23 protein-coding genes are annotated in these 22983 nt (G+C 66.1%); 8 read left to right on the forward strand and 15 right to left on the reverse strand.

Annotation, left to right across the window (positions count from 1 at the left end; genetic code table 11):
• Window positions 1-80 precede the first annotated feature (80 nt).
• A complete protein-coding gene (locus tag AC13GA_RS17510) occupies window positions 81-1157 on the reverse strand; it encodes an MBL fold metallo-hydrolase (RefSeq protein WP_482998641.1) in 1077 nt (358 codons plus the stop codon).
• A 104-nt stretch (window positions 1158-1261) separates the two neighbouring features.
• Between AC13GA_RS17510 and AC13GA_RS17515 the strand changes: the two genes are divergently transcribed.
• Entirely contained in the window at window positions 1262-1873 is a 612-nt protein-coding gene (locus tag AC13GA_RS17515; protein ID WP_337303024.1) for a TetR/AcrR family transcriptional regulator, read from the forward strand.
• On the opposite strand, the gene AC13GA_RS17520 is transcribed toward AC13GA_RS17515, so the two are convergent.
• The 4 genes from AC13GA_RS17520 to AC13GA_RS17535 form a co-directional block, all read right to left on the reverse strand.
• On the reverse strand, window positions 1870-3816 hold the full coding sequence (locus AC13GA_RS17520) for an EAL domain-containing protein (RefSeq protein WP_482998642.1): 1947 nt from the start codon (window positions 3814-3816) through the stop codon (window positions 1870-1872). The two genes, AC13GA_RS17515 and AC13GA_RS17520, sit on opposite strands and share 4 nt — an antisense overlap.
• Window positions 3817-3910: 94 nt before the next feature.
• The gene (locus tag AC13GA_RS17525) at window positions 3911-4627 is read right to left on the reverse strand and encodes an SDR family NAD(P)-dependent oxidoreductase (RefSeq protein ID WP_482998643.1); all 717 of its coding nucleotides are present in this window, start codon (window positions 4625-4627) and stop codon (window positions 3911-3913) included.
• Window positions 4628-4655: 28 nt separating this feature from the next.
• Window positions 4656-5384, reverse strand: a complete 729-nt coding sequence (locus AC13GA_RS17530; RefSeq protein WP_295380987.1) for a GNAT family N-acetyltransferase — start codon at window positions 5382-5384, stop codon at window positions 4656-4658.
• A 14-nt stretch (window positions 5385-5398) separates the two neighbouring features.
• Window positions 5399-6064: an ArsR/SmtB family transcription factor gene (locus AC13GA_RS17535; protein ID WP_482998644.1), complete on the reverse strand. Its 666-nt coding sequence runs from the start codon at window positions 6062-6064 to the stop codon at window positions 5399-5401.
• A gap of 55 nt (window positions 6065-6119) precedes the next feature.
• On the opposite strand from AC13GA_RS17535, the gene AC13GA_RS17540 reads away from it, so the two are divergent.
• Window positions 6120-6623 (forward strand): DUF2938 domain-containing protein, encoded by a 504-nt coding sequence (locus tag AC13GA_RS17540; protein WP_482998645.1) that lies wholly within the window; start codon window positions 6120-6122, stop codon window positions 6621-6623.
• Window positions 6624-6664: 41 nt separating this feature from the next.
• Window positions 6665-7468, forward strand: coding sequence for an APH(3')-II family aminoglycoside O-phosphotransferase (locus tag AC13GA_RS17545; protein WP_482998646.1), 804 nt, complete (start codon window positions 6665-6667; stop codon window positions 7466-7468).
• On the opposite strand, the gene AC13GA_RS17550 is transcribed toward AC13GA_RS17545, so the two are convergent.
• Complete coding sequence (locus tag AC13GA_RS17550; RefSeq protein WP_482998647.1) at window positions 7441-7866, reverse strand: DoxX family protein; 426 nt, start codon at window positions 7864-7866, stop codon at window positions 7441-7443. The two genes, AC13GA_RS17545 and AC13GA_RS17550, sit on opposite strands and share 28 nt — an antisense overlap.
• A 143-nt stretch (window positions 7867-8009) precedes the next feature.
• Here AC13GA_RS17550 and AC13GA_RS17555 point away from each other — a divergent pair, with 143 nt between their 5' ends.
• From AC13GA_RS17555 to AC13GA_RS17565, 3 genes are all read left to right on the forward strand, one after another.
• Window positions 8010-8600, forward strand: coding sequence for a TetR/AcrR family transcriptional regulator (locus AC13GA_RS17555; RefSeq protein WP_482998648.1), 591 nt, complete (start codon window positions 8010-8012; stop codon window positions 8598-8600).
• The gene (locus tag AC13GA_RS17560; protein ID WP_482998649.1) at window positions 8597-9631 is read left to right on the forward strand and encodes a DUF418 domain-containing protein; all 1035 of its coding nucleotides are present in this window, start codon (window positions 8597-8599) and stop codon (window positions 9629-9631) included. Before AC13GA_RS17555 ends, AC13GA_RS17560 begins: the two co-directional genes overlap by 4 nt.
• Window positions 9632-9729: 98 nt before the next feature.
• Entirely contained in the window at window positions 9730-10737 is a 1008-nt protein-coding gene (locus AC13GA_RS17565; RefSeq protein WP_482998650.1) for a phosphotransferase, read from the forward strand.
• 130 nt (window positions 10738-10867) lie between these two features.
• Here AC13GA_RS17565 and AC13GA_RS17570 read toward each other — a convergent pair whose 3' ends face one another.
• From AC13GA_RS17570 to amaB, 7 genes are all read right to left on the reverse strand, one after another.
• On the reverse strand, window positions 10868-11755 hold the full coding sequence (locus tag AC13GA_RS17570) for a DMT family transporter (RefSeq protein WP_253078320.1): 888 nt from the start codon (window positions 11753-11755) through the stop codon (window positions 10868-10870).
• Window positions 11756-11787: 32 nt separating this feature from the next.
• Entirely contained in the window at window positions 11788-12849 is a 1062-nt protein-coding gene (murB, locus tag AC13GA_RS17575) for a UDP-N-acetylmuramate dehydrogenase (RefSeq protein WP_482998651.1), read from the reverse strand.
• Window positions 12850-12857: 8 nt separating this feature from the next.
• Complete coding sequence (locus AC13GA_RS17580; RefSeq protein WP_253078257.1) at window positions 12858-13913, reverse strand: quinone-dependent dihydroorotate dehydrogenase; 1056 nt, start codon at window positions 13911-13913, stop codon at window positions 12858-12860.
• Window positions 13914-13921: 8 nt separating this feature from the next.
• Window positions 13922-14692, reverse strand: a complete 771-nt coding sequence (locus tag AC13GA_RS17585) for a class I SAM-dependent methyltransferase (protein ID WP_482998652.1) — start codon at window positions 14690-14692, stop codon at window positions 13922-13924.
• A 5-nt stretch (window positions 14693-14697) separates the two neighbouring features.
• Window positions 14698-14982: a DUF4190 domain-containing protein gene (locus AC13GA_RS17590; protein WP_010484694.1), complete on the reverse strand. Its 285-nt coding sequence runs from the start codon at window positions 14980-14982 to the stop codon at window positions 14698-14700.
• Window positions 14983-15161: 179 nt separating this feature from the next.
• Window positions 15162-16001 (reverse strand): SDR family NAD(P)-dependent oxidoreductase, encoded by an 840-nt coding sequence (locus tag AC13GA_RS17595; RefSeq protein WP_482998653.1) that lies wholly within the window; start codon window positions 15999-16001, stop codon window positions 15162-15164.
• Window positions 16001-17533, reverse strand: a complete 1533-nt coding sequence (gene amaB, locus AC13GA_RS17600; RefSeq protein WP_208043679.1) for an L-piperidine-6-carboxylate dehydrogenase — start codon at window positions 17531-17533, stop codon at window positions 16001-16003. Before amaB ends, AC13GA_RS17595 begins: the two co-directional genes overlap by 1 nt.
• Window positions 17534-18069: 536 nt before the next feature.
• On the opposite strand from amaB, the gene AC13GA_RS17605 reads away from it, so the two are divergent.
• Both AC13GA_RS17605 and AC13GA_RS17610 read left to right on the forward strand, forming a co-directional pair.
• Window positions 18070-19422, forward strand: a complete 1353-nt coding sequence (locus AC13GA_RS17605) for an undecaprenyl-phosphate glucose phosphotransferase (protein WP_482998681.1) — start codon at window positions 18070-18072, stop codon at window positions 19420-19422.
• A gap of 115 nt (window positions 19423-19537) precedes the next feature.
• Window positions 19538-19972 carry a low molecular weight protein-tyrosine-phosphatase gene (locus AC13GA_RS17610; protein WP_136638723.1) on the forward strand — a complete coding sequence of 145 codons (435 nt, stop codon included), beginning with the start codon at window positions 19538-19540 and terminating at the stop codon, window positions 19970-19972.
• 67 nt (window positions 19973-20039) lie between these two features.
• Here the strand turns inward: AC13GA_RS17610 and AC13GA_RS17615 are convergent, their stop codons facing one another.
• Window positions 20040-22229 (reverse strand): YjbH domain-containing protein, encoded by a 2190-nt coding sequence (locus AC13GA_RS17615; protein WP_482998654.1) that lies wholly within the window; start codon window positions 22227-22229, stop codon window positions 20040-20042.
• Window positions 22229-22981, reverse strand: a complete 753-nt coding sequence (locus AC13GA_RS17620; protein ID WP_482998655.1) for a capsule biosynthesis GfcC family protein — start codon at window positions 22979-22981, stop codon at window positions 22229-22231. Before AC13GA_RS17620 ends, AC13GA_RS17615 begins: the two co-directional genes overlap by 1 nt.
• Between the last annotated feature and the right edge of the window lie 2 nt (window positions 22982-22983).

Raw genomic sequence — 22983 nt, forward strand, 5'->3', positions numbered from 1 at the left:
ACGCTGCTGGGCGTGGCCGGTGCCACCGCGGTCTGCTTTCCGGTGTAGAGCCGTGGGATGCATTGCGTCGAGTTACCCCGTTACAGCTCCACCATCTCCCACCAGCGCGTGCCCGCTTCGGGCGCCTGCATGTCCAGTGCTTCGCCCATCATCGGCGTGGCCACCGGCACGTTCTTTGCGGCGGCCAAGGCGGTGATGCGCTCGAACGGCTGCTGCCAGGCGTGCAGGGCCAGGTCGAAGGTGCCGTTGTGGATCGGCAGCAGCCACTTGCCCCGCAGGTCCAGGTGCGCCTGCAACGTCTGTTCGGGCTGCATGTGCACGAACGCCCAGCGCGAGTCGTAGGCGCCGGTCTCGATCATGGTCAGGTCGAACGGGCCGTACTTCTCGCCGATGGTCTTGAAGCCATCGAAATAGCCGGTGTCGCCGCTGAAGTAGATGCGGAAGTCGCCGTCCTGGATCACCCACGAAGCCCACAGGCTGCGGTCGCTGTCGCCCAGCCCACGGCCGGAGAAGTGCTGGCCCGGGGTGGCGGTCAGGCGCAGGCCGCTGGCTTCGGTCGACTGCCACCAGTCCAGCTGTTCCACCTTGCTGGCGTCCACGCCCCACGCAATCAACTGGTCGCCCACGCCAAGCGGGGCGATGAAGCGCGTGGTCTTGCCGGCCAGCTGCATCACCGCGGCGTGGTCCAGGTGGTCGTAGTGATTGTGCGAGAGGATCACGCCGGCGATCGGCGGCAGTTCGTCGATGCTGATCGGCGGCGCGTGGAAGCGGGCCGGGCCCATCCATTGCACCGGCGAGGCGCGCTCGGAGAACACCGGGTCGGTCAGCCAGTACTGCCCGCGCAGCTTCAGCAGGATCGTGGAATGCCCAAGCCGGAACAGGCTGCGATCAGGTGCGGCGTCCAGGGTTGCGCGGTCCAGCGGCTGCACCGGAATGGGGTGCGCCGGCACGGTGCCCTTGGGCTTGTTGAACAGGAAGGTCCACCAGATCTCCGCGCCATCGCGCAGGCCCATTGCCGGACGCGGCAGGGCATTGCGGAACCTGCCATCGCGGTACTGCGGCGAATCGGGGAAGTCGGGGAGGGACCAGGACTTGCAGAAGGTGTAGGCGGTCACGGCGAGGATTCCAAGCAAAAGGACAAGGAGCAGGCGCTTCATGGGTGACGTCCGCTGGGTACACTGCACAGTGTAGTTTCGTGTTTTTCAAAAGTACACTCTCGGGTGTAAAATGTGCACATCCGTTCAGTTATCTGGTTTCCGCCATGCCCCGTGCCCCGCAACGCCTGACCGACCGCAAACGCGAAGCCATCGTGCGGGCGGCGGTGGAGGAGTTCCGCGCGGCCGGCTACGAGGCGACCAGCATGGATCGCATCGCCGAGGTGGCCGGGGTCTCCAAGCGCACCGTCTACAACCACTTCCCGAGCAAGGAAGCGTTGTTCTCGATGATCCTGGAGGAGCTGTGGGAGCGCAGCGTGGCCAGCGACGCTTTGCCGTATCGCACCGATCAGTCACTGCAGGCACAGTTGCTGCAGCTGCTGGGCCAGAAGCTGGAACTGCTCAGCGATGCCAACTTCATCGACCTGGCGCGGGTGGCGATGGCCGAGATCATCCATTCACCGGAACGGGCGCAGGCGATCGTTTGCCGCATGGGCGAGAAGGAGAGTGGCGAGAGTGCCTGGATCCGTGCGGCCATCGCCGATGGGCGGCTGCGCAAGGTCGATCCGGAGTTTGCTGGCCACCAGCTGCACGGCCTGGTGAAAAGCTTTGCGTTCTGGCCGCAGGTGACTATGGGGCAGGCGCCGTTGAACGAACAGGAGCGCGCACGCGTGGCCGAATCGGCGGTGGCGATGTTCCTGGGTTTCTACGCGATCTAGCTGGCAGCGAAACGGCGGAACTCATCCGCCGGTAGCGCTGCGGAGTACAGATAACCCTGCCCGACATCCACGCCCAGGGCGCGCAGCTGCTGCTCCTGGGCAAGGGTCTCAGTGCCCTCGGCCACCACGATGGCGCCGCAGCGATGCGCGACTTCGACGATGAAGCGGACAATGGACTGTGACTTTGCATCGGGCAGCGTGGCGATCAGCGCCTGCTCGATCTTGACCTCGGCAATGGCCAGCTGTGAGAGCAGGATCAGGGTCGAGTAGCCCGCGCCGAAATCGTCCAGTGACAGTGTCACCTCGGCGGCCAGCAGCTGCGCGATGTTGGCGTCGACCACATCGCGCTCGACGATCTCGGTCCATTCGACGATTTCCAGGCGCAGCATCAACCCCGGCACGTCGTGCAACTGCAGCAGCTCCTGCAGGCGCAGGCCGAAGTCGGGCAGGCGCAGGGACTCGGCGGAAACATTGACCGCGATCGTCAGCTTGCTGCCTTCCTGATGGCAGCGCTGCAGGAAATGGATGGCTGACTGCAGCGTCGCCCATTCCAGATCGGCCAGCCGGCCGTGCCGACGCAGCAACGAGATCACCCGCATCGGTGCGATCAGCCGGTCCTCGCCGTCACGCATGCGTAGCAGTGCCTCGGCGCCGACCAGCTGCCGGTCCCGCAGGCGATGCTTGGGCTGGTAGCACAGCGGCGCGTCGCCATGCTGCAGCCAGTGCTCGAGCGCGCGCTCGATCAACGCGTCGATCTCGCTGTCGCGCTGGACCGGATCATCGAAAAACACCACGCCCGACTCGATCGCACTCAGCGCCAGGGTGATCGCGCGGAATGGTAGATGGCCATCGTCGGCAGTGGCCGGTGGCTTCAGCTCGACCACCGCACAGCGGAACAGTGGGCGGAAACCCGGCCAGTCGCGGCCGACCAGATCAGCCAGGTTGCGTGCCAGGTCGGTGATCTGTGCCTGCGTGCGCAGCTCGGGCAGCGAGGTGTCAGGCACCAAGATCGCCAACGCCGCGTCGCCGAACTGGTAGATCTCCAGTTGGTGCGCCGGTAGCGAGGGCAGCAGCTGATGCACTTCGTCGGTGCTGTCGTGCCGCCACAGGCCGCTGTCCTGCAGCGGCCCATAGCGCAGGCGAAGGTCGCGCAGGTTGCCCATCTCGGCCACCACCAGGCAGGCCTTGCCGACGCCATCATTGTCACGCCAGTAGTGCTTCAGCCGCTCGCCGAGCGCGCGCATGTTGGGCAGGCCACTGATCGGGTCGATGCGCAGCCAGGCCTGCTCACGCTGCCGCTGTGCATCGATCTGTGCATCGTTGTAGACCAGCGCGAACACTGCGCCGAGCACCAGCAGCGACACCGGCAGCGCCAGTACGCGCTGGATCGCCAGCTCGGCAACCGGCAGCTGCGCGGCCCCGATGATGGCCACGCCCAGCGCCAGCCCCAGCGCCGTCACTGCGATGCGCACGCCCCACGCCTGCAGGATCATGCGCGCTGACAGCTCGCCGAGCATGCGTGGGTGCAGGCGCGTGCGCAGCCAGATGCCGGCCATCATCTGCAGGGTGGCTTCGATGCTTGCGGGAAGGAAGAACTGGGTGCCCGAGAACTGGTAACGGGCCAGCAGGCTGGCGGCCAGGCAGGCCAGACCGCCGCGCCAGCCACCGAGCAGGCCACTGATCAGCAGGACGTCGAAGCCGAGATTGAGCTTGACCACGCCCTGGGTGTAGCCGGCGACGAACCAGGCGTTGAACAGGTAGATCAGGCCGAGTGCTACGCCTACATACAGGCGGCGGCCTTCAATGGCGTGGCCGGAGCGGCGGGTGGCGATCAGCAGTACGCCGATCATGCCGATCACCGCCGTGGCCTGCAGCAGGTACAACGGCAGGCTGGGCAGGGCGCTGTCCAGGACCTGGGCCGAGACCCGTGATAGCGCATCCATAGCAGGTTCCCGCCTGTGACCGACGGCCAGTGCGAGCAGGTTAAACCACAGGCGCGTACGCGGCCACCATGGGTCCCGACCAAGGTCTCTACGGTCAGTAGCGCGGGTCGGCGATGGCCGGCAGCACCAGTTCGCGCACGAAGCCGGACGGTGACAACTGCAGCAACGCGCGCACCATCGCGACGACGTCATGCACCGGCACCAGTGCGCCGTCGCCGCGGGCTGCGGCCTCTGCAACCGGCACCGACAGTGCATCGTCGGTGTTTAGGTAGCCCAGTTGCAGGCTGGTCACCGCCAGGTAGCGATCGCGGAAGCCTTCGCGCAGCGCATCGGCGATGCCATTGAGTGCGAACTTGGACGCACCGAACGCCACTTCCGGGCGGCCGCTGCGCGGCAGTGCCGAGGTCGAGCCGGTCAGCACCAACTGCGGGCGCGGCGAGGTCAGCACGCGTGGCAACAGCCGCTGCAGCAGCACCAGGGTCGCACTGATGTTGACGTCGACCAGCTGCGTGAGCGCGGCATCGCTTTCATCGAGGAAGTCGTACGCGTCGCTGAAGGCCTTGTCTTCCCAGATGCCCAGGTTGTGCATCAGTACATCGATATCGGCCGGTGCCTGCGCTGCGATGTGGTCGGCCGCCCCGGTCGGCTGGGACAGGTCTGCTTCGATCCATTGCAGGGTGACGCCTTCGGGGCAGGCGATGTCGCGGGGGCGGGTGCGCGAGACACCGATGACGGTGTCACCCGGGCCGCACAAGCCTTCCACGAACGCGCGCCCCAGGCCCCTGCTGGCGCCGATGACCATCAATTTCATGTTGCTTCCTTGTTGTACTGCGGCGGCCTCAGTCGGCCGCCAGAAGGGTGTCCCAATCGGCGAACGCACGCAGGCCGCTGCGCTCGGCGGTAATGATCGAGGCGGTGTTGTCGAGCTGGCAACGGTACTGAGGCTGCAGCCCGGCCGCCTGCGCGGACACGGCCATGGCGTGTACCAGCTGGCGCGCGTGCCCGCGGCCGCGGGCCTCGGGCAGGGTCAGCACGCCCATGTCGGCCAGGGCTGGATCCAGGCTCCAGGGGTACATGCTTCCCGCAGCAACCAGCCGCTCGCCAGCGAAGGCGCCGAATACCTGCCAGTGATCGAGTTCGACCCAGGCCGCATCGAGATCCTCCTCGCTGCCGCTGGCCTGGAACACGTCGAACGCGGCTGCGTCGGCCGGGCCGAGACGGCGGATGTGGGGTGGAGCAGGGTGTTCGGCCAATGCCGCCAGGGATGCGGCAGGGAAATAGAAAATGCGGTCTGCGCCATGCGTGCGCTGGCCGATGTCGACCAGGCGCTGTTGCAGATGTTCCAGGGTCCAGTGTGCGCGTGCCTGCAGTTGCAGGCGTTCAGCCAGCGCAGGGCGCAGCAGTGCGCGCGCAGGGCCGGAAACCGGCTGCAGCAGCATGCCGTCCTCGCCCTCATCGAGCTCGTCGCTGCAGGCAATGTGCAGCGCTGGGCCATCCTGCAGGACGCCTTCGCCCGCGAACAGGCGCCGCCAGCAGCTGTCGATCAACGGGGAGAACACATCATCCATGACACGCAACTCACTCAGTGCTGGGGCAGATCGACCTGCAGGCCCGCGGCTTTCCATTCGGGGTAACCGGCGGCGAGCCGCTGCGCGGTCAGTCCGGCCTCGCGCAGCATCGCCACCGCATCGTTGGAAAGCACGCAGTAGGGCCCGCGGCAATAGGCCACAATGTGGACGGCACGCGGTAGTTCATCCATCCGTGCACGCAATTCCGTAACGGGAATGTTCAGCGCGCCGGGCAGGTGCCCCAGCGAGAATTCTTCCTGTGGCCGCACATCCAGCAGCACCACACTGTCTCGTTGCTGCAGCAGCTGTTCCACCGTCAGCCCATCCAATGCATCGCGGCGCAGCACGCTGTCGGCAATCACATCGTGCATTTCGCTGCGCTGGTGGTCGGCGTAGTCGCGCAGCGCGGCAATCAGGTTGCCCAGCGGGCCATCACCACTGCGGTAGAGGATGCGCTTGCCGTCGCGACGGGTCTGTACCAGGCCAGCGCGGCGCAGCTGCTGCAGATGCTGGGAGGTATTGGCTACCGACAGCCCCGTCAGTTCGGCCAGCCGTTCCACCGCGCGTTCACCCTGGGCGATGTGTTCCAGCAGGGCCAGGCGATGAGCATGGCCGAGGGTGCGGGCGATCTCGGCCAGTGCTTCCAGCGGCGACGGTGGCGGATCGGTTGCGGTGTTCATGCGGCTCACGCTAGCATCTCTCTATCATTCAAGCAAATAATTGAAGGTGTGCGATATGAGCGGGCTGGCGACATGGGCAGTGGATGCGGTATTGATCGGTGTGGGAGCGACCGCAGTGATGGATCTGTGGGCGCTGCTGCAACGGCGCCTGCTTGGCATTCCCTCGTTGGATTTCGCGATGGTGGGGCGCTGGCTGGGCCACCTGCCGCGCGGGCGCTTCCGCCACGATGGCATCGGCCGCTCGGCGGTGGTCGACGGTGAACGCGCGCTGGGCTGGACCGCGCATTACCTGATCGGGGTGATCTTCGCTGGGCTGCTGCTGGCGGTGGTCGGCACAGATTGGCTGCGTGCCCCTACCGTGCTGCCCGCACTGCTGTTCGGCATTCTCAGTGTGGCCGCGCCCTTCTTCATCCTGCAGCCGTGCATGGGCGCGGGCATCGCGGCATCGAAGACGCCTGCGCCGGGCAAGGCCCGCCTGCGCAGCCTGGTCGCACACAGTGTGTTCGGTCTGGGCCTGTATCTTGCGGCCGCGCTGTTGGCGGCGGTCGGCGCGGAATGAGCGAGAATCCATGGGGTCACCGGCAACTGGAGCACCCCGGCATGCAGGCAACACCCGCAAGCAGCGACGGCATGCCGTTGCCATCGACGTGGCGCGAAGCGCTGGCCGGCGCGCGCATCGAGCGGCAGTCGATCGGGGTTTCGCGTGCGGACGTCGCTCGCGTGCATCGACCGGGGCAGGCCGATGCCTTCCTGAAATCGGAAGTGATCGATGCCTTCAGTGAGCTGGGTCATGAGATCGCCCGCCTGCGTTGGCTGCAGGCGCAGGGCCAGCCGGCGCCGACGGTGATCGCCACCGCCGAGGACGCGGGCCGGCGCTGGTTGCTGATGAGCGCGTTGCCGGGCCGTGATCTGGCGTCCTCGCCGGAACTCGCCCCGCAGCAGCTGGTGGAGGTGCTGGCCGACGCGCTGCGCGGGCTGCATGCCTTGCCGGTGGCGGCCTGCCCGTTCGACCAGCGGCTGGCGTCGCGTGTGCAGGCCGCGGTGGCGCGCGTCGAAGCGGGCCTGGTCGATGCCGATGATTTCGATGATGAGCGCCTGGGGCAGAGTGCGCAGCAGGTCGTTGCCGAGCTGCTCGCCAGCCAGCCCGCGCATGAAGATCTGGTGGTCAGCCACGGTGATGCCTGCCTGCCCAACCTGATGGTGGCCGAGGGCCGCTTCAGTGGTTTCATCGATTGTGGCCGGCTGGGTGTGGCCGACCGCTATCAGGACCTTGCGCTGGCCGCGCGCAGCCTTGTCCACAATTTCGGTGATACGCGCTGGGTAGCGCCGCTGTTGCAGCGCTATGGTGCGGTAGCCGACGAACGGCGGCTGGCCTTCTACCGGTTGCTGGATGAGTTCTTCTGAGTCCGCGCGTGACTGGCAATGGCGGCGCAGATCAGGCCGCCGACCACGCTCAGGTGCTCCAGCGCGAAGAACATGGCCAGCTGCTGTTCGGCGCCGTGCTTGCTCCAGAAGGTGTGCACGATGGCGATGGTCAACAGCATGAACACCGCCAGCGCGCCACTGCCTAGCCAGAGCAGGCGATCGAACAGCAGGCACAGCGCGCCGCCTAGCAGCACCACCGCACTGGCAATGTTGAACAGCGCAGGGGGTTGCAGCCCGGCTGCCTGCATCTCCGCCACGCTGTTGTCCCATGCCAGCAGCTTGGCAAGCCCCGAGGACAGGAACACCACGGCCAACAGCAGGCGGGCGAGGAACCACAGAACGCGGCTGTCGAGCAGAGTGGCGATCATCCGTGGCATGCAGGAACTCCGGGTCGAGCGTTGGGCAGGGCAGGCAGCATCGGGCCTCAACAGCGGTTGAGGTCAAGGCTGGCTGAACGAAGCCCGATGGTGGTCAGGTTGCCATCTTTAAAATGGACGAACGTTCGTTCACTATTTGAGGCATGAGCCGAATCGACCGCAATGAGCAGCGCGTGACCCTGATCCTGCAGGCCGCCCTGCAGTGCTTCCTCGCCAAGGGGTTCCACCAGACCAGCATGCGCGACATCGCGCAGGCGGCCGGGGTCAGCCTGGGCAATCTCTACAACTACTTCCCGGGCAAGGAGGCGATCATCCTTGCGGTAGCGGTGGCCGAGAGCGAAGAGCTGGCTCCGATGCTGCAGCGCCTGGCCGCGTCCGATGGCGAGCGCGCACAGGTGCTGGTTTTCCTTCAGGACTTCCACGCACTGTGCCGGCAGCCGGAATGGGCAACGCTTGCGGTCGAGGTGCTGGCCGAGAGTGCACGCAACCCTGCCGTGGCCGAGGCCTTTGCGACCAACCGCAGGCAGCTGCAGCAGGCGCTGGGCGATGCCCTGCAGCGTGTTGCGCAGCGCGAGCGGCGGCGACCCGCGCTGGCCCCGGCGCTGCAGGCGCAGGTGCTGTTGGATGCGATCGAAAGCGATGCACTGCGTCGGGGGCTGGGCGAAGCCAATGGCACCGACGATGCATCGCTGGATCTTGGCCTGCTCGCGCTGCTGCTGGGGGCGCGTGCATGAGCGCCGTGGACCGGCGACTGCACGGGCTGGACCTGGCGCGTTACCTCGCACTGGCCGGCATGGTGCTGGTCAACTTCCGCCTGGCGATGGCCGTGCCTGCAGAGGGTACGAGCTGGTTGGCAGGCTTCTTCCATCTGCTGGAAGGCAAGGCCTCGGCGACGTTCGTCACCCTGGCCGGTCTTGGCCTGGTGCTGGCAACGCAGCGGCAGCCCTGGTGGCAGGCCAGCATGCAGACCTGGCGGCGTGCTGCGTTCCTGCTGGCGCTGGGCCTGCTCAACCTGACCCTGTTCCCGGCCGATATCCTGCACTACTACGCGGTGTATTTCGCGTTGGCCGTGGTGTGGCTGCGCGCCTCGCCGCGGGTGTTGCTGGGCAGCATCGTGGGCCTGGCGGCCTGTTCGTTCTGGGCGTTGCTGCACTGGGATTACAGTCAGGGATGGAACTGGCAGACGCTGGAATACGCCGGTCTGTGGCAATGGCCGGGCGCGGTCCGCAACCTGCTGTTCAATGGCTTCCATCCGCTGCTGCCGTGGCTGTGCTTCTTCCTGCTGGGGATGCTGCTGGCACGCCTGCAACTGTCGCAGCCGAGGGTCCAGCGCGCGCTGCTGGTGCTGGGCCTGCTGCTGACCAGCGCGGGCCATGGTGTGCAGCATCTGGCCCAGGGAACGCCGTGGCAGGCGTGGTTGGGAACGCAGCCGATGCCGCCGGGTCCTGCCTATGTGCTGACCGGGGCGGGCGCGGCCTGCAGTGTGATTGCCGCCTGCCTGTGGCTCACGCGGGTGCACCCGGGTGACTGGCTGGAGCCTTTCACGGCGGCCGGACGCATGACCTTGACCCTGTATGTCGGCCACATCCTGCTGGGCATGGGCACGCTGGAAAGCCTGGGCCTCCTGGGCGGCAGCGCGTCGTTGGCCTCGGTACTGCTGTGGGCACTGCTGTTCCTGATGCTCGCGACTGCTGCGGCGTGGCTGTGGTCATGGCAGTTCGCGCGCGGTCCGCTGGAGGCGGTGATGCGCCGTATTGCAGGCTAGTCCTTTGGTCGCGCCGCACGATGTTGTGACGGACATGTCTGTGTCGCAGCGAAGTCATCTGCGATAGTGGCGGCAGGCAATACTTTCCGCTTGCATCCATGTCATTCGCTTCGGCGCAGCATCTCGGCGAAGTCCTTCAGCAATCCTATGGCATCACGGCCACTGCGGTGGTGCCGCGCCCGGTGGGCGCCGACGCCAATGCCAGCGTGTATCGCATCGATGCGCGGCACGGGCAATGGTGGCTGAAATGCCGGAACTACCAGGTTGATCCCTCGGTCTGGGACAGCCTGCATTGGCTGCGCGGCACCCTCGGCATAGACGAAATCGTCGCGCCATGGCCGGCGCTGACCGGTGGCGCGTCGGTGCAGCGCTGGGGCCTGCAGTTCACCCTGTTCCCCTATATCGAAGGCCAGTCCGGCTTCGAGGCGGCGCTGAGCCGCACGCAGTGGCGGCGGCTGGGGGAGGTGTTGCGACGCCTGCACGGTGCGCGGCTGCCTCCGGAGTTGCAGCAGGCATTGCCGATCGTACGGCTGGAAACCGCGGCGCTGGAGACGGTGGGGCAATGGTTGGCCGGTGAAGGGCTGGCGGTGGCGAAGGATGGGCTGGGGCGCGCATTCGCTTCGGTCTGGGATCAGCAGCATGCGCGCATCGCGGCACTGCATGCGCATGCGCTGGAGCTGCGCGCTGCATTGAAGGATGAGCCGGTCGACCTGCATCTGTGCCACACCGACCTGCATGCCGGCAATCTGCTGATGGGCAACGACGGCGGCCTGCATCTGATCGACTGGGATGGCCTGTCACTGGCGCCGCGCGAGCGCGACCTGATGTTCATCGGTGGCGCCGTGGGCGGTCGCTGGGGTCGCGAGAATCCGCTCGATTTCGCGGAGGGTTATGGCGGCGACCTTGGGGATCCGCGCTGGATCGCGTGGTACCGGCACTGGCGCATCCTGCAGGACCTGATCGAGTTCCAGCAGGTGCTGCTGGGCAGCGACGGTGAGGAGCGCTCGCCGCAGCTGCGCCGGCAGTCGCTGCACTACCTGGGTGAGCAGTTCGCGCCGGGCAATGTGTTCGATGCTGCGGAGCGGGTGTATAGCGCGTTAGATTAGGTTCTGGGCCGTTGCCGGGATCGCCCGGGTAGAGTCGACTATCGCGCGCAGCGCGGGTTTTGCAGGATCCGAACGGAAAGCAGTCGACTAACGGTCGACTCTACCAAGGGCTTGTCCATCGAGGCGGTTTTCATTCGGCGGGCTTGGCTGCTGACGAGGCCGCTGCGCTCGCTGCGCGGCGCGACAGCACGGCTTCGCGGTGGGCGATGTAGGCGTTGGCGGCGAGGATGATGCCGGCGCCGATGATCGTCCAGCGGTCCACGGTTTCGTTGAACAGCAACCAGCCGCACAGCGTCACCAGCGGCAGCTGCAGGAAGCTGATCGGCGTCAGCGCCGAGACTTCGCCCAGGCGCAGCGCACGTGTCCACAGCAGCTGGCCGATGGTGCCGAGCACGCCGGTTGCCAGCAGCCACAGCCAGGCGAAGCCGGTCGGCCAGACCCAGACGAACACTGCCGGGATCAGCGACAGCGGCACCCAGAACACGTAGGTATAGAGCACCACGGTGTCGGCGCTGTCGACGCGGGTCAGCTGCTTGATCTGGATCGCCACCAGCGAACTGAGCACGGCCGCACCCACCGCCACCAGGCTGCCCGCAGTGAAGCCCGCCGTACCGGGGCGGACGATCACCAGCACACCGATGAAGCCGACCACCACCGCGGCCCAGCGGCGCACACGCACGGTCTCGCCCAGCCACAGCACGGCGGCGATGGTGACGAACAACGGTGTGGAGTAGGAGAGCGAGACCGCCTGCGCCAACGGCAGATGGCCCAGGGCCCAGAATGCGCACAGCATCGAACCCAAGCCGATCGCACTGCGCACGAAATAGCGCGGCAGCTGCTGGGTCTTCAGCGGTGCGTGACCCGGCCGCAGCAGCATCGGCAGCAGCGCCAGCAGGCCGAAGGCATTGCGGAAGAACGCCACTTCCTGGGTTGGCACGTAACGGGTGGCATAGCGGATTGCCACCGCCATCAGGCCGAATGCCATCGTGCTGCCGAGCATCAGCAGCGCCGCCCGCATCGGGGTGGCGCTGGGGGAGAGGGCGGGGCTGTTCACCACTGTGCGCCGAGCAGGCGGGGCTCCGGTTCGATCGGCACGCCGAACTTCTCCAGCACCGAGGCCGAGATGCGACGCGCCAGCGCCAGCAGCTCAGCGCCGGTGGCGTTGCCGTGGTTGACCAGCACCAGCGCGTGGCTCGGCGCCACGCCGGCATCGCCTTCGCGGAAGCCCTTCCAGCCGCAGGACTCGATCATCCATGCCGCCGAGACCTTGCGCTTGCCGTCCTGATCGGACGGGAACACCGGCAGCTCGGGGAAGTGCTGCAGTAGCACGTCGACCTGTTCCAGCGGCAGCACCGGGTTCTTGAAGAAGCTGCCGGCATTGCCGAGCACATCCGGGTCGGGCAGCTTGCGGCGGCGGATCGCGATCACCGCATTGGCCACGTCCACCGCGCTCGGCAATTCCACGCCCTGCGCCTGCAGTTCCTCGCGGATGCCGGCGTAGTCCATGCGCAGATCGTGCAGCAGCGGCAGCTTAAGTTCGATGGCGGTGATCAGGTAGCGATCCGGTTGCTGCTTGAACACGCTGTCGCGGTAGGCGAAAGCGCATTGTTCATTGTCCAGCCGCACCCAGGCCTGCTCCTCGCAATCCCAGGCTTCGACCGCCTGGATGAACTCGCCAACCTGCGCGCCGTAGGCGCCGATGTTCTGGATCGGCGCGGCACCAGCCGTACCGGGAATCAGGGCCAGGTTTTCCAGCCCGGACAGGCCTTCCTGCAGCGACCACATCACCAGGCCATGCCAGGGCACGCCGGCGCCGGCGCGGATCACCGCATGATCGGCGCGGTGTTCGAGGAAGCTGATGTCGCGGTTGCCGAACACCAGTACGGTGCCGGGGAGGTCTTCGGCGATCAGCACGTTGCTGCCGGCACCCAGCACCAGCAGCGGGCCGCTGGCCACGTCGGGCAGCGCCAGCACTTCCGGCAGCAGTGCGGCATCGTGCAGTTCCAGCAGCTGGGCTGCGCTGGCCTGCACGTGGAAGGTGTTCAGTGCCTGCAGCGGCGCGTTGCGGGTGAGCGTCCAGCGCAGCGGGGCATTGCCGTCGACGGTATCCATGGGCGCGCTCACAGCGGGGCCACCGCGCCGCGGCTCGGCGCTTCGCGGCGGCGACGGATCGCCTCCACGCACTCCGATACCAGCGACGGGCCGCGGAAGATCAAGCCGCTGTAACACTGCACCAGCGCCGCACCAGCAGCCATCTTGGCCACCGCATCGGCACCGGACAGGATGCCGCCGACGCCGATCAGCGGCACCGATTCGGGCAGGCGCGCGCGCAGGCGGCGCAGCACCAGCGTGGACTGCTCCAGCACCGGCGCACCGGACAGGCCACCGGCTTCGTTGGCCAGCGGGTCGCCGGCCACCTTGCTGTGGTCGACGGTGGTGTTGGTGGCGATCACGCCGTCTACCTGCAGTTCGCCCAGCACGCGTGCGGCGGCGTCGATGTCGCGCTCGCTGAGGTCCGGTGCAACCTTCACCAGCATCGGCACGCGGCGGCCATGCCGGGCGGCCAGGCTTTCCTGGCGCTCACGCAGCTGGCTGACCAGCTGGCGCAGCGAGGTTTCTTCCTGCAGTTCGCGCAGGCCGGCGGTGTTCGGCGAGGAAATGTTGACGGTGATGTAGTCGGCCAGCGGGTACACCTTGTCCAGGCAGGCGATGTAGTCATCTGCGGCCTGTTCGTTGGGGGTGTCCTTGTTCTTGCCGATGTTGATGCCGAGCATGCCGCGACGGTTGCGCACGCGCTCGACGTTGCGCACCAGCGCATCCACGCCCGCATTGTTGAAGCCCATGCGGTTGATGATCGCGTTGTGTGCGGGCAGGCGGAACAGCCGTGGCTGCGGGTTGCCCGCCTGCGGGCGCGGGGTGATGGTGCCGATCTCGACGAAGCCGAAGCCCAATGCGAACAGTGCGTCGATGTGCTCGCCGTTCTTGTCCAGGCCGGCGGCCAGGCCGACCGGATTGGGGAAGGTCAGCCCGAACACCGTGCTGGGCATCGGCGCGATGCGTGCGGCCAGCAGCGGCGTGGTGCCGGTGCGATAGGCCAGGTCCAATGCGGACAGGCCAAGGCCGTGGGCGCGCTCGGCGTCTAGCGAGAACAGGAAGGGGCGGGCAAGCGAATACATGCGTCGGTTCAGTCCAGCGTGCCGAGGAAGGCTCGGGTTCGATATTCAAAAGCAACCTGGCCGTCGACCGCATGGGCGGCGAACAGGTCCTGCAAAGCGTCGATCATCGGCGCGTGGCGCGGATGACCGGATTGGGGGGCATAGGAGGAGGACAGCAGGCGCCCGCGCAGAGCGTCGAAGTCCAGGTGCTGCACGTTGGGCAACTCCACCATGCCGCGCAGGCCTGCGCCGAACCAGGCCAGCATGGTGGCGTCATCCTGGTAGCGCTCGGCCACAGCGGAGTAGTCGGTGCCGTAGTCCAGCAGCAGCTGTTCGTAGCCGACCAGGAACGGGCTGGCATCGAGAAGGCGCGAGTTCCAGTAGATCAGTGCCAGGCCACCGGGGCGCAGGATTCGCTGCCATTCGGCGCACACCGCCACGGCATCGAACCAATGGAAGGCCTGCGCGACGCTGACCAGATCAATGCTGGCGTCGGCCAGTCCGGTGGCTTCTGCGCGGCCGTCGACTGCGGAAAAGTCCGGATACTGCGGCGCCAGCCATTCCTCGGCCGCGCCACGCATGGCGGCGTTGGGCTCAACCGCAACAACGGGATGACCGCTGGCCAGAAACTGACGGCTGGAGATGCCGGTGCCGGCGCCGATATCGGCGACCAGAGCCTCGTGGCTGACGCCCATCGGACCGTGCAGCCAGTCCAGCAGGGCCGGCGGGTAATCGGGTCGATAGCGGACGTAATCTGCGACGCGGCTGCTGAAGCGTTCAGTGCTGTCGGAGGCGGTCATGGCAGTCAGTTCGACATCGCAGCGAGCCAGGCCAGGCCGCCGAAGAACAGGATGAAGACCAGGATGGCGGCGATCACTGCGCCGACCATCACCCAGCCCAGCACCAGTCCGGTGACGGCCAAGCCATCGCCTTCCAGTTCATGGGGGCGGCGGCGGATCTCGGCGCGGGCCATGTGGCCGGTGATGATGGCCACGATGCTGGCCACGAAGGGCAGGACGGTCCAGCTGGCGATGCCCATGACCAGGCTGACCACGGCCAGGGCGCTTGTCTGTCGGGGTGCCACGCTCATCGGGGTCCTCCTTGGCAGTACGCACATGATAGTGCCTCTGCCCTGGCAATCCCATGCCCGGCGGATGCGATGGCAGGCGTCGACCTTGGTCGACGAAGGGCATTTCAGCCAGGGTAGGCGTCGACCTTGGTCGACGAAAGGCATGCCAACCAAGGTTGGCAGCTACCGGAGTGCCGGTGTCAGCCCATCAACACCTGGCCGCCGTCCACGTTGAGCACGCTGCCGGTGACCCAGCGCGCCAGCGGCGAGCACAGGAACAGGGCGGCATCGGCGATCTCGCGCGGGTGGCCGAAGCGGCCGAAAGGGATCTTCGCCAAGGTGCCGTGGTACAGGGCCGGGTCTTCGGTGCGGCGGCGGTCCCAGAGGCCGTCATCGAACTCGATCGAGCCCGGTGCGATGGCATTGACCCGGATCCTGTCCTTGGCCAACGCAAGGGCCTGCGAAGTGGTGTAGTGCGAAAGCGCGGCCTTGGCGGCGGCGTAGGGGGCGCCACCGGGGCGCGGCTGCTGCGCGGCAATCGACGACAGGTTGAGAATGCAGGCGTCGCTGGATGCGCGTAGCCAGGGCAGGGCCATGCGCGAGGCACGCACGGCCACCATCAGGTCGATCTGCAGGCTGGCGGCCCAGCCGTCCTCATCGTCGGCCATGCCGTAGCCAGTGGCGTTGTTGACCAGCACGTCGATGCCACCGAGTGCATCGGCGGCGGCCTGCAGCCAGGCCTGGATCTGGCCGGGATCGGCCAGATCGGCAGGAAGCGTGTGCAACTCGACGCCCTGTGCCCGTGCATCGGCACGCAGGGCATCCAGGCCGGCCTGGCCGCGCGCGCAGACCGAGACCTGCGCACCGGCGCCGGCAAACGCCAGCGCCATTTCACGGCCAATGCCCTTGCTGCCGCCGGCAATCAACACGCGGCGGCCGGTGAAATCGAGGGTCGGGGCCCCTGCGGGGGGCCGACCCTTCGCTGGGGTCAGATCCCCGGAGGGGCTCTGACCCACAGACGTGTCCGCGTCGTTTGCCATCACAGATCGAACTTGATGCCCTGCGCCAGCGGCAGCGAATCCGAATAGTTGATGGTGTTGGTCTGGCGACGCATGTAGACCTTCCACGCATCCGAGCCGGACTCGCGGCCACCGCCGGTGTCCTTCTCGCCACCGAAGGCGCCGCCGATCTCCGCACCGGACGTGCCGATGTTGATGTTGGCGATGCCGCAGTCGCTGCCGGCGGCCGACAGGAACTTCTCGGCGGTCTTCAGGTTCTGGGTGAAGATCGAGGACGACAGGCCCTGCGGCACGCCGTTCTGCATATCGATGGCTTCGTCGATGCTGTCGTATGGCATCACATACAGGATCGGCGCGAAGGTCTCGTGCTGGACCACGGCGTCGCTGTTCTTCAGGCCGGAGACAATCGCCGGCAGCACGAAGTTGCCTGCGCGGTCGATGCGGGTACCACCGGTTTCGATGGTGCCGCCGGCGGACTTGGCCTGGGCGATGGCATCGAGGAACTGCTGCACGGCGCCATCGCTGTTCAGCGGGCCCATCAGGTTGGCGGCATCGGTCGGGTCACCGATCTTGCCTTCCACCTGCTTGTAGGCCTTGACCAGCGTGGCCAGCACGTCGGCGTAGATCGAGCGGTGCACGATCAGGCGGCGAGTGGTGGTGCAGCGCTGGCCGGCGGTACCGACCGCACCGAACACGATGCCCGGCACGGCCAGCTTCAGGTCGGCGGTTTCGTCCAGGATGATGGCGTTGTTGCCACCCAGCTCCAGCAGGCAGCGGCCGAGGCGGCGCGCGACCTTCTCGTTGACCGTGCGGCCGACCTGGGTCGAGCCGGTGAAGCTGATCAGCGGCACGCGACGGTCATCGACCATCTTTTCCGACAGCGCAGTGCCGGCATCGTTGATCAGGAAGAAGATGTCCGGGAAGCCGGCTTCGCGCAGGGCGTCGTTGCAGATCTTCAGCGAGGCGATGGCGGTCAGCGGCGTCTTGTTGGACGGCTTCCAGATGCACACGTCGCCGCAGATGGCGGCCAGGAACGAATTCCAGCTCCACACCGCGACCGGGAAGTTGAAGGCCGAGATGATGCCGACCAGGCCCAGCGGGTGGTACTGCTCGTACATGCGGTGGCCGGGGCGCTCGGAATGCATGGTGTAGCCGTACAGCATGCGGCTCTGGCCCACGGCGAAATCGGCGATGTCGATCATCTCCTGCACTTCGCCATCGCCTTCCGGCTTGCTTTTGCCCATTTCCAGGGCAACCAGCGAACCCAGGGCGTCCTTGTGCTTGCGCAGTGCTTCGCCGCACAGGCGCACGGCTTCGCCGCGGCGCGGGGCCGGCGTGGTGCGCCAGATCTTGAAGGCTTCCTGGGCCCGGGCGACGACGGTCTCGTACTCGGCCTCGGTGGTGGCGCGGACCTGTGCGATCGGCTCGCCGGTGGTCGGGTTGACCGGGGTGATCAGCTCACCACTGGTCGCGCTCGACCACTCCCCGTTGCCCAGGTACGTGCCAGCGTTGATCGCGTCCAGGCCAAGGGACTTGAGCAGCTCGGAAGACATGCAGACTCCTGTGTTTCGTTACGTTGTTTGGCGCCATCGCGGGCAGGTGGGGGACGCGATGAACAGAGCCGGCGATGGTAGCAGAGGGAGGTTGCTGGGCTTTGGTGCGGTGCGGGGTGGCGTGGGGTGGGTTGAGCGCCAGCAAACCGACATGAAGTGCGCAATGGCGTTCATTTTTTGACGTGAAATGACTCATGTCGATGCAAATTGAAAAATAAAGATTTATTAATGATTTCAGTGAGGTATGACTATTCTGGGGTGCTCACTTGGGCCCGCAGTCTGTCGAAATTCCTATCTTTTGGCTCAATCTTCATTCACAATTCCTCCACATTTGATTGACACAACCTCGATGATTCCGTGCCGGCTGGGGAGTCCATGCACGTGGATGCAGGCAATTCCGCGTCCCGTCGAGCCGAGAATGGAGAAGTGCGTTGCTACATGGATCAGTAGAAGATCTTTCCGCAGAGCGGGCCCGGGTGGGTCGCCGCCGCGTCGAAGCCCGGGCTGCCCTGGAGTTGGGGCTGCGCTTGGGCGACATGCTGCTGCTGCCGGGCATGGCAGTTCTTTCCCACATTCTGCTGTACGGAACAGGTGCGCCTGATTCATCCCAGCGCATCGTGTTCGGCGCGGTGATCCTCAGTGCCATCGTCTGCTTCTCTGTGGCGCCGGTGTACCGCAACTGGCGGATCCGTGGCCTTCTGGCGGATCTCTGGCTGTTGTTGCTGGCCTGGTCTGCCACCTTTGCGCTGTTCTCGCTCTATGTCGTGCTGGTCGGGCTTGCCGATGTGGTGCCTTCGACATGGCTGGTTGGCTGGTACGCCTTTGGCCTGGGATCGATGGCGGCGCTGCGAGTGCTACTGAGGGTGCAGTTGCATCGCCTGCGCTCGCGCGGGATGGACCATGAGCGGATCCTGCTGGTCGGGCTAAGGGCCCCCGCGTTGAGGCTGCATCGCCTGCTGCGTGGGAAGCCGGAGCTTGGGAAGGACGTCATCGGCTACTTTGCCGGTGCGGGCGATATCGCCACCCGTCGCGGCGGGGACGCGCCGTGCAGGCTGGGGCGGCTGGAAGACGTTCCGCAGTACATGGATCAGCACCGCGGCGAGTTCGACCAGGTCTGGGTTTCGATGCCAATGGGGGACGCATCCGCGATCAAGGACATGCTCAAGCAGATCGAGCGATTCCCGGTACCTGTACGTCTGATCCCTGATACGACTGGCCTTGGGGTGCTCAACCCTGGTGTGCACCAGGTGGGTGATGTACCGATGATCGGTGTACGCCAAGGATTGGTGGATCATCGGTTCCGCTTGTTCAAGCGCGTCGAGGACATCCTGGTTGCCGGTGCGGCGGTGATCCTGCTGGCGCCGTTGTTTGCCGTGCTGGCCATTGGCGTGAAACTGAGTTCGCCGGGGCCGGTTTTCTTCCGCCAGAAGCGTCATGGGCTTGGCGGCAAGGAATTCTGGATGCTCAAGTTCCGCTCCATGCGCGTGCATGCCGAGGGGGCGGGTCAGATCACCCAGGCGACGCGCGGTGACCCGCGAGTGACCCGGTTCGGCGCCTTCCTGCGCCGCAGCAGCCTGGATGAGCTGCCGCAATTCTTCAATGTGCTGGGTGGGAACATGTCGGTTGTGGGGCCGCGGCCGCACGCTATCCAGCACAACAACCACTATGAGCGTGTGATCGAGCGCTATATGCATCGTCACTATGTGAAGCCGGGTATTACCGGTTGGGCGCAGGTGAATGGATTGCGTGGTGAGACTCCGGAGCTGCGCTCGATGAAGAAGCGGGTCCAGTACGACATCGATTACATCCGGCGCTGGAGTCCGACGCTGGATGTGCGCATCATTGTGATGACGGCTTTCAAGGTGCTGGGCCAGAAATCGGCATACTAGGCACCGAGACTGTCGCTGGCGATATGCCGGCCGCGCCCGCGTGGAAGCGCCCGATCTGCAGCAGCGGCCGGGCGCTGCGTTTCATGTACCGAAGAACTGATGGAAGCCGTTGTCCGTGTTCAAGAATATTCTGGTTGTATGTGTCGGCAACATCTGCCGTAGTCCGTCGGCTGAAGTGATGCTGCGTGAGGCAGTGCGGGGCAAGGGCATCACGGTGTCCTCGGCCGGCCTGGGGGCGCTGGTCAACCATGGCGTGGACGCGACCGCGCAGGCGCTGTTGACCGAGCATGGCCTGGATGGCAGCAGCCATCGTGCACGGCAGATCGACCGCAGCATCCTGGGTGCCTCGGATCTGGTGCTGGTGATGGAGCGCAAGCACGTCCATCGCATCATCGAGATCGCGCCAGAGGCGTCGGGCAAGACTTTCCTGCTGGGCAAGTGGCAGTCCGACCGCGAGATTCCCGATCCGTATCGCCAGCAACGGGCGGCATTCGAACACGTCTACACGCTGATGGATGAAGGCGTGAAGAGCTGGGTCCGCTACCTTTGAGTGCCCGGCGCCTACTGAAGGTGCGCTGGAGGCAGAAAGCCGGGAGCCGTCAGGCCCCCGGCTTTTTTCATTCGCCGACGTTGCGCAGGTTGTCGTAGAAGAAGCGCTCGTCGCGGTCACCGGTCATACCGTACAGGCCGTACTTGCGGCCGAGCATGGCGCCGCCGTCGCGGATCAGCGGGTTCCAGTTGAAGGCTGCGCGGCCGCGCGTGGAGCGCGGCAAGAAGCCGTCGAGCGGAATGCTGAAGTAGATTCCCTTGTCGAAGCTGCCTTCACCGAAGTCGCGCGCCGAGACATTCGTCTTGGTCGCATAGGCGCCCATGGTCACGCCATTGTTGAACACGCGGGCCAGGTCCAGAGTGGCGCCCTTGTCGCCAGCCAGGTACTGACCGACCGATAGCGAGCCGATGATGCGTTCACGGGCGTCGAAGGCATAGTAGAACGTGGCGTGGCCGGTGGTGACGCGGTAGTCGCGCAGACCCCAGTGCTGGTCGTAGTCGCGCTGCTGCACCCGGTTGAGATTCGCACCAACCGCCCAGCGCTCGCCGCTTGGGCGATACAGCAGCTCGCCGCCAACGCCGGCATACATCCACTCCAGGTAACCGGCATAGGCAATGCCATACAGGTCCGGTGCCAGCCGTCCGGCGATATTGGCCTGCAGGTTGGGCAGCATCACGTCGGAGGTGGTCAGGTACTGGCGGATGTCGGTGCGCACGCGCGGCAGGCGGCTGGGCGCGTTGTACTTGAACTTGTGGTAGTTGTTGGTGACATCGGCGCTGACGGTGCCGGTCAGCCAGATGTTGTCGCGCAGGAACAGGCTGCCGGTGTAGTTGGCTGCGATCTGGTAAAGGATGAAGCCATCGGGGCCGCCCAGGTTCTGCCGGTAGCCGACGTTGAAGCCGCCGCCGAAGGGGGTGCGCTTGGGCTTGTACAGCGTCTCCCGCGCGCGCGTGTCGGATGCCTGCAGTTCCGTGCTCCGGCGCAGGACGTCTTCGCTGACCGTGCCATCCAGGTAGCCGGCGAATGCTTCACGGTTGATCGACAGATCGGCGATCGGCATGCCCACGCGGGTGGTGCGCAGGGTGAACCAGTCGTAGTCATCGCCGGTCGCGTTGGCAAGGATACGCGTGGCGCGGCCCAGGCCCTTGGCGGCATGCAGGTAGCGGGTCTGGTAACCGTCGATATACAGCTCGTCGCCGCGGCGCGAAATGCGTTCGACGCGGAAGCCGGCATTGCGCTGCAGTTCGGCGGTGACTGCGGCCCAGTCGGTGCTGGTGACGGGTGCGGCACCGGAGGCGTCGCCGCTGGTGACGGCTGCGCGCTGCTCGGCGACAGCGGTCGCGGGCAGCATCCGTTGCGGTGGCGGGTCGAACGGTTTCGGTGCAGCAGGCGTATTGCCCGGGTTGCCACGCAGGGTGAGCGAGAACATCGCCGCGTCCCCGCGCTCCCAGGCAGCAGTCAGCTCGACATTACGGCTGGGGACATAGACAAGGCCCACGTTGATGGGTGTGCGCTGGCGCAGGTTGTTGTTGCGGGGTTCACGGCGGTAGTCGTTGCCGTCGTATTCGACTTTGAGCAGCAGTTCATCCATCGGTGTCTGGTAGGTGATGCCGCCAAAGATACCGACCGGCCCCTTGAACATGTTGCTCAGGCCGAACTTGCCGGCCTGGGTGATGTCACTGTTGGCGATGGAGCGGCGGTCCTTGAAACGATCATCGATGGCGCCGAGTGGATTGGAGAAGTCACCTCGGTTGCCAATGTAGCCGGTGGCGAGTCCGATCGAAGCATCGAACGGACCGAAATTCTTGTTGGCGACCAGATACTCGCTGGAAAAGAATCCGGTACCACCCAGGTCACGCACACCAAAGGCAAGTTCCGGCAGCAGGCGTGATTCCTGCCACAGGCGCAGTTTGAAGTCGATCGACTTGTCTTTGTAATGCTGATCGCCGGCAACGCTGGGCCCATACAATAAGTTGTTGACATTAATGTAGCGGAATGATGCCTCCAGCCATGGGAATGGCTGCATGGTCAGGTTGTAGCGTGCATACGGAGCGTTGTACGACGCAGTGAAGCTCAGGTCTCCGTCGCTTGCCATGCGCGCGGTAGGCGTCTGCAGAAGGCCGATCCCGCCCCATTCGTTGGCAGTGGGTGGCGGCGCCTCCTGGGCATGCAGTGCGCAGGATAGCGACAAGGCGAGCGCGCTCAGTGCGAAACGGGCGGGGCGCACCGGGCGCGCCCGCAGGCAGGACTGGGTCATCACGGATTGATGGGCTGGGTGGCGATGAACGTGGCGAAATCGCTGTTGAACAGCGGGTCGATACGCTTGATGAGGGAGGCACGTACGGGCACGAAGACCGTACCTCCTGGCGCGACAGCCTGCGGATCTGCGCGGTTCCACAGGCCGATACCCAGCTGCTGGACTCGCCCGTCGGGTTGGATCACGTAGATGTCGTTGCGGTCGGCAAGAGGGCTGGGATGACAGTCACGCAGATAGTCGCGTGCGTCGCGCTGCGGGACGTGCGGCAGTTCGCATTCCTGCTCCACTGCGCCCATGACAGTAATCGTGCGTGGCTGCAGTGGGAACCGCAGCCTGTCGCCTGTCGCTAGTACAGGGTTGCTTGCGGGCTGCACCTGGATCAGGCGTGCGGAGCCGATGATGGGCGTCCGGCCGGTGGCGGGATGTGTCTCCAGCCAGGTCTGCAGAGCCTGCGCGAGCGCCACGACCTGTGCGTCGGCAGACTCTGCCAGCTGCCCGGCGCCATACTGCAGCCCCGCGCGCAGCCGCACCTGGGCCTGCAGGGCCTGCGGGCGTTCGAGGCTTGTCCCCAGCAGGTAGGCGTCGGCGCTTGGGCGGGCCAGCAGCAGGCCCTCGGCCAAGCGGGCGCCGGCGCTCAGCTCGTACACCCCGGTCGCTTCAGCGGCGCCCTCAATATGGATCTGCGCGGCCTGGGTAGCACTGGTGGCCAGCAGCGCGGCGAGGATAGCCGCGCTGAAAAATCTGAACGTCATGG

The sequence above is a fragment of the Stenotrophomonas sp. 22DLJC03 genome, assembly GCF_056861405.1.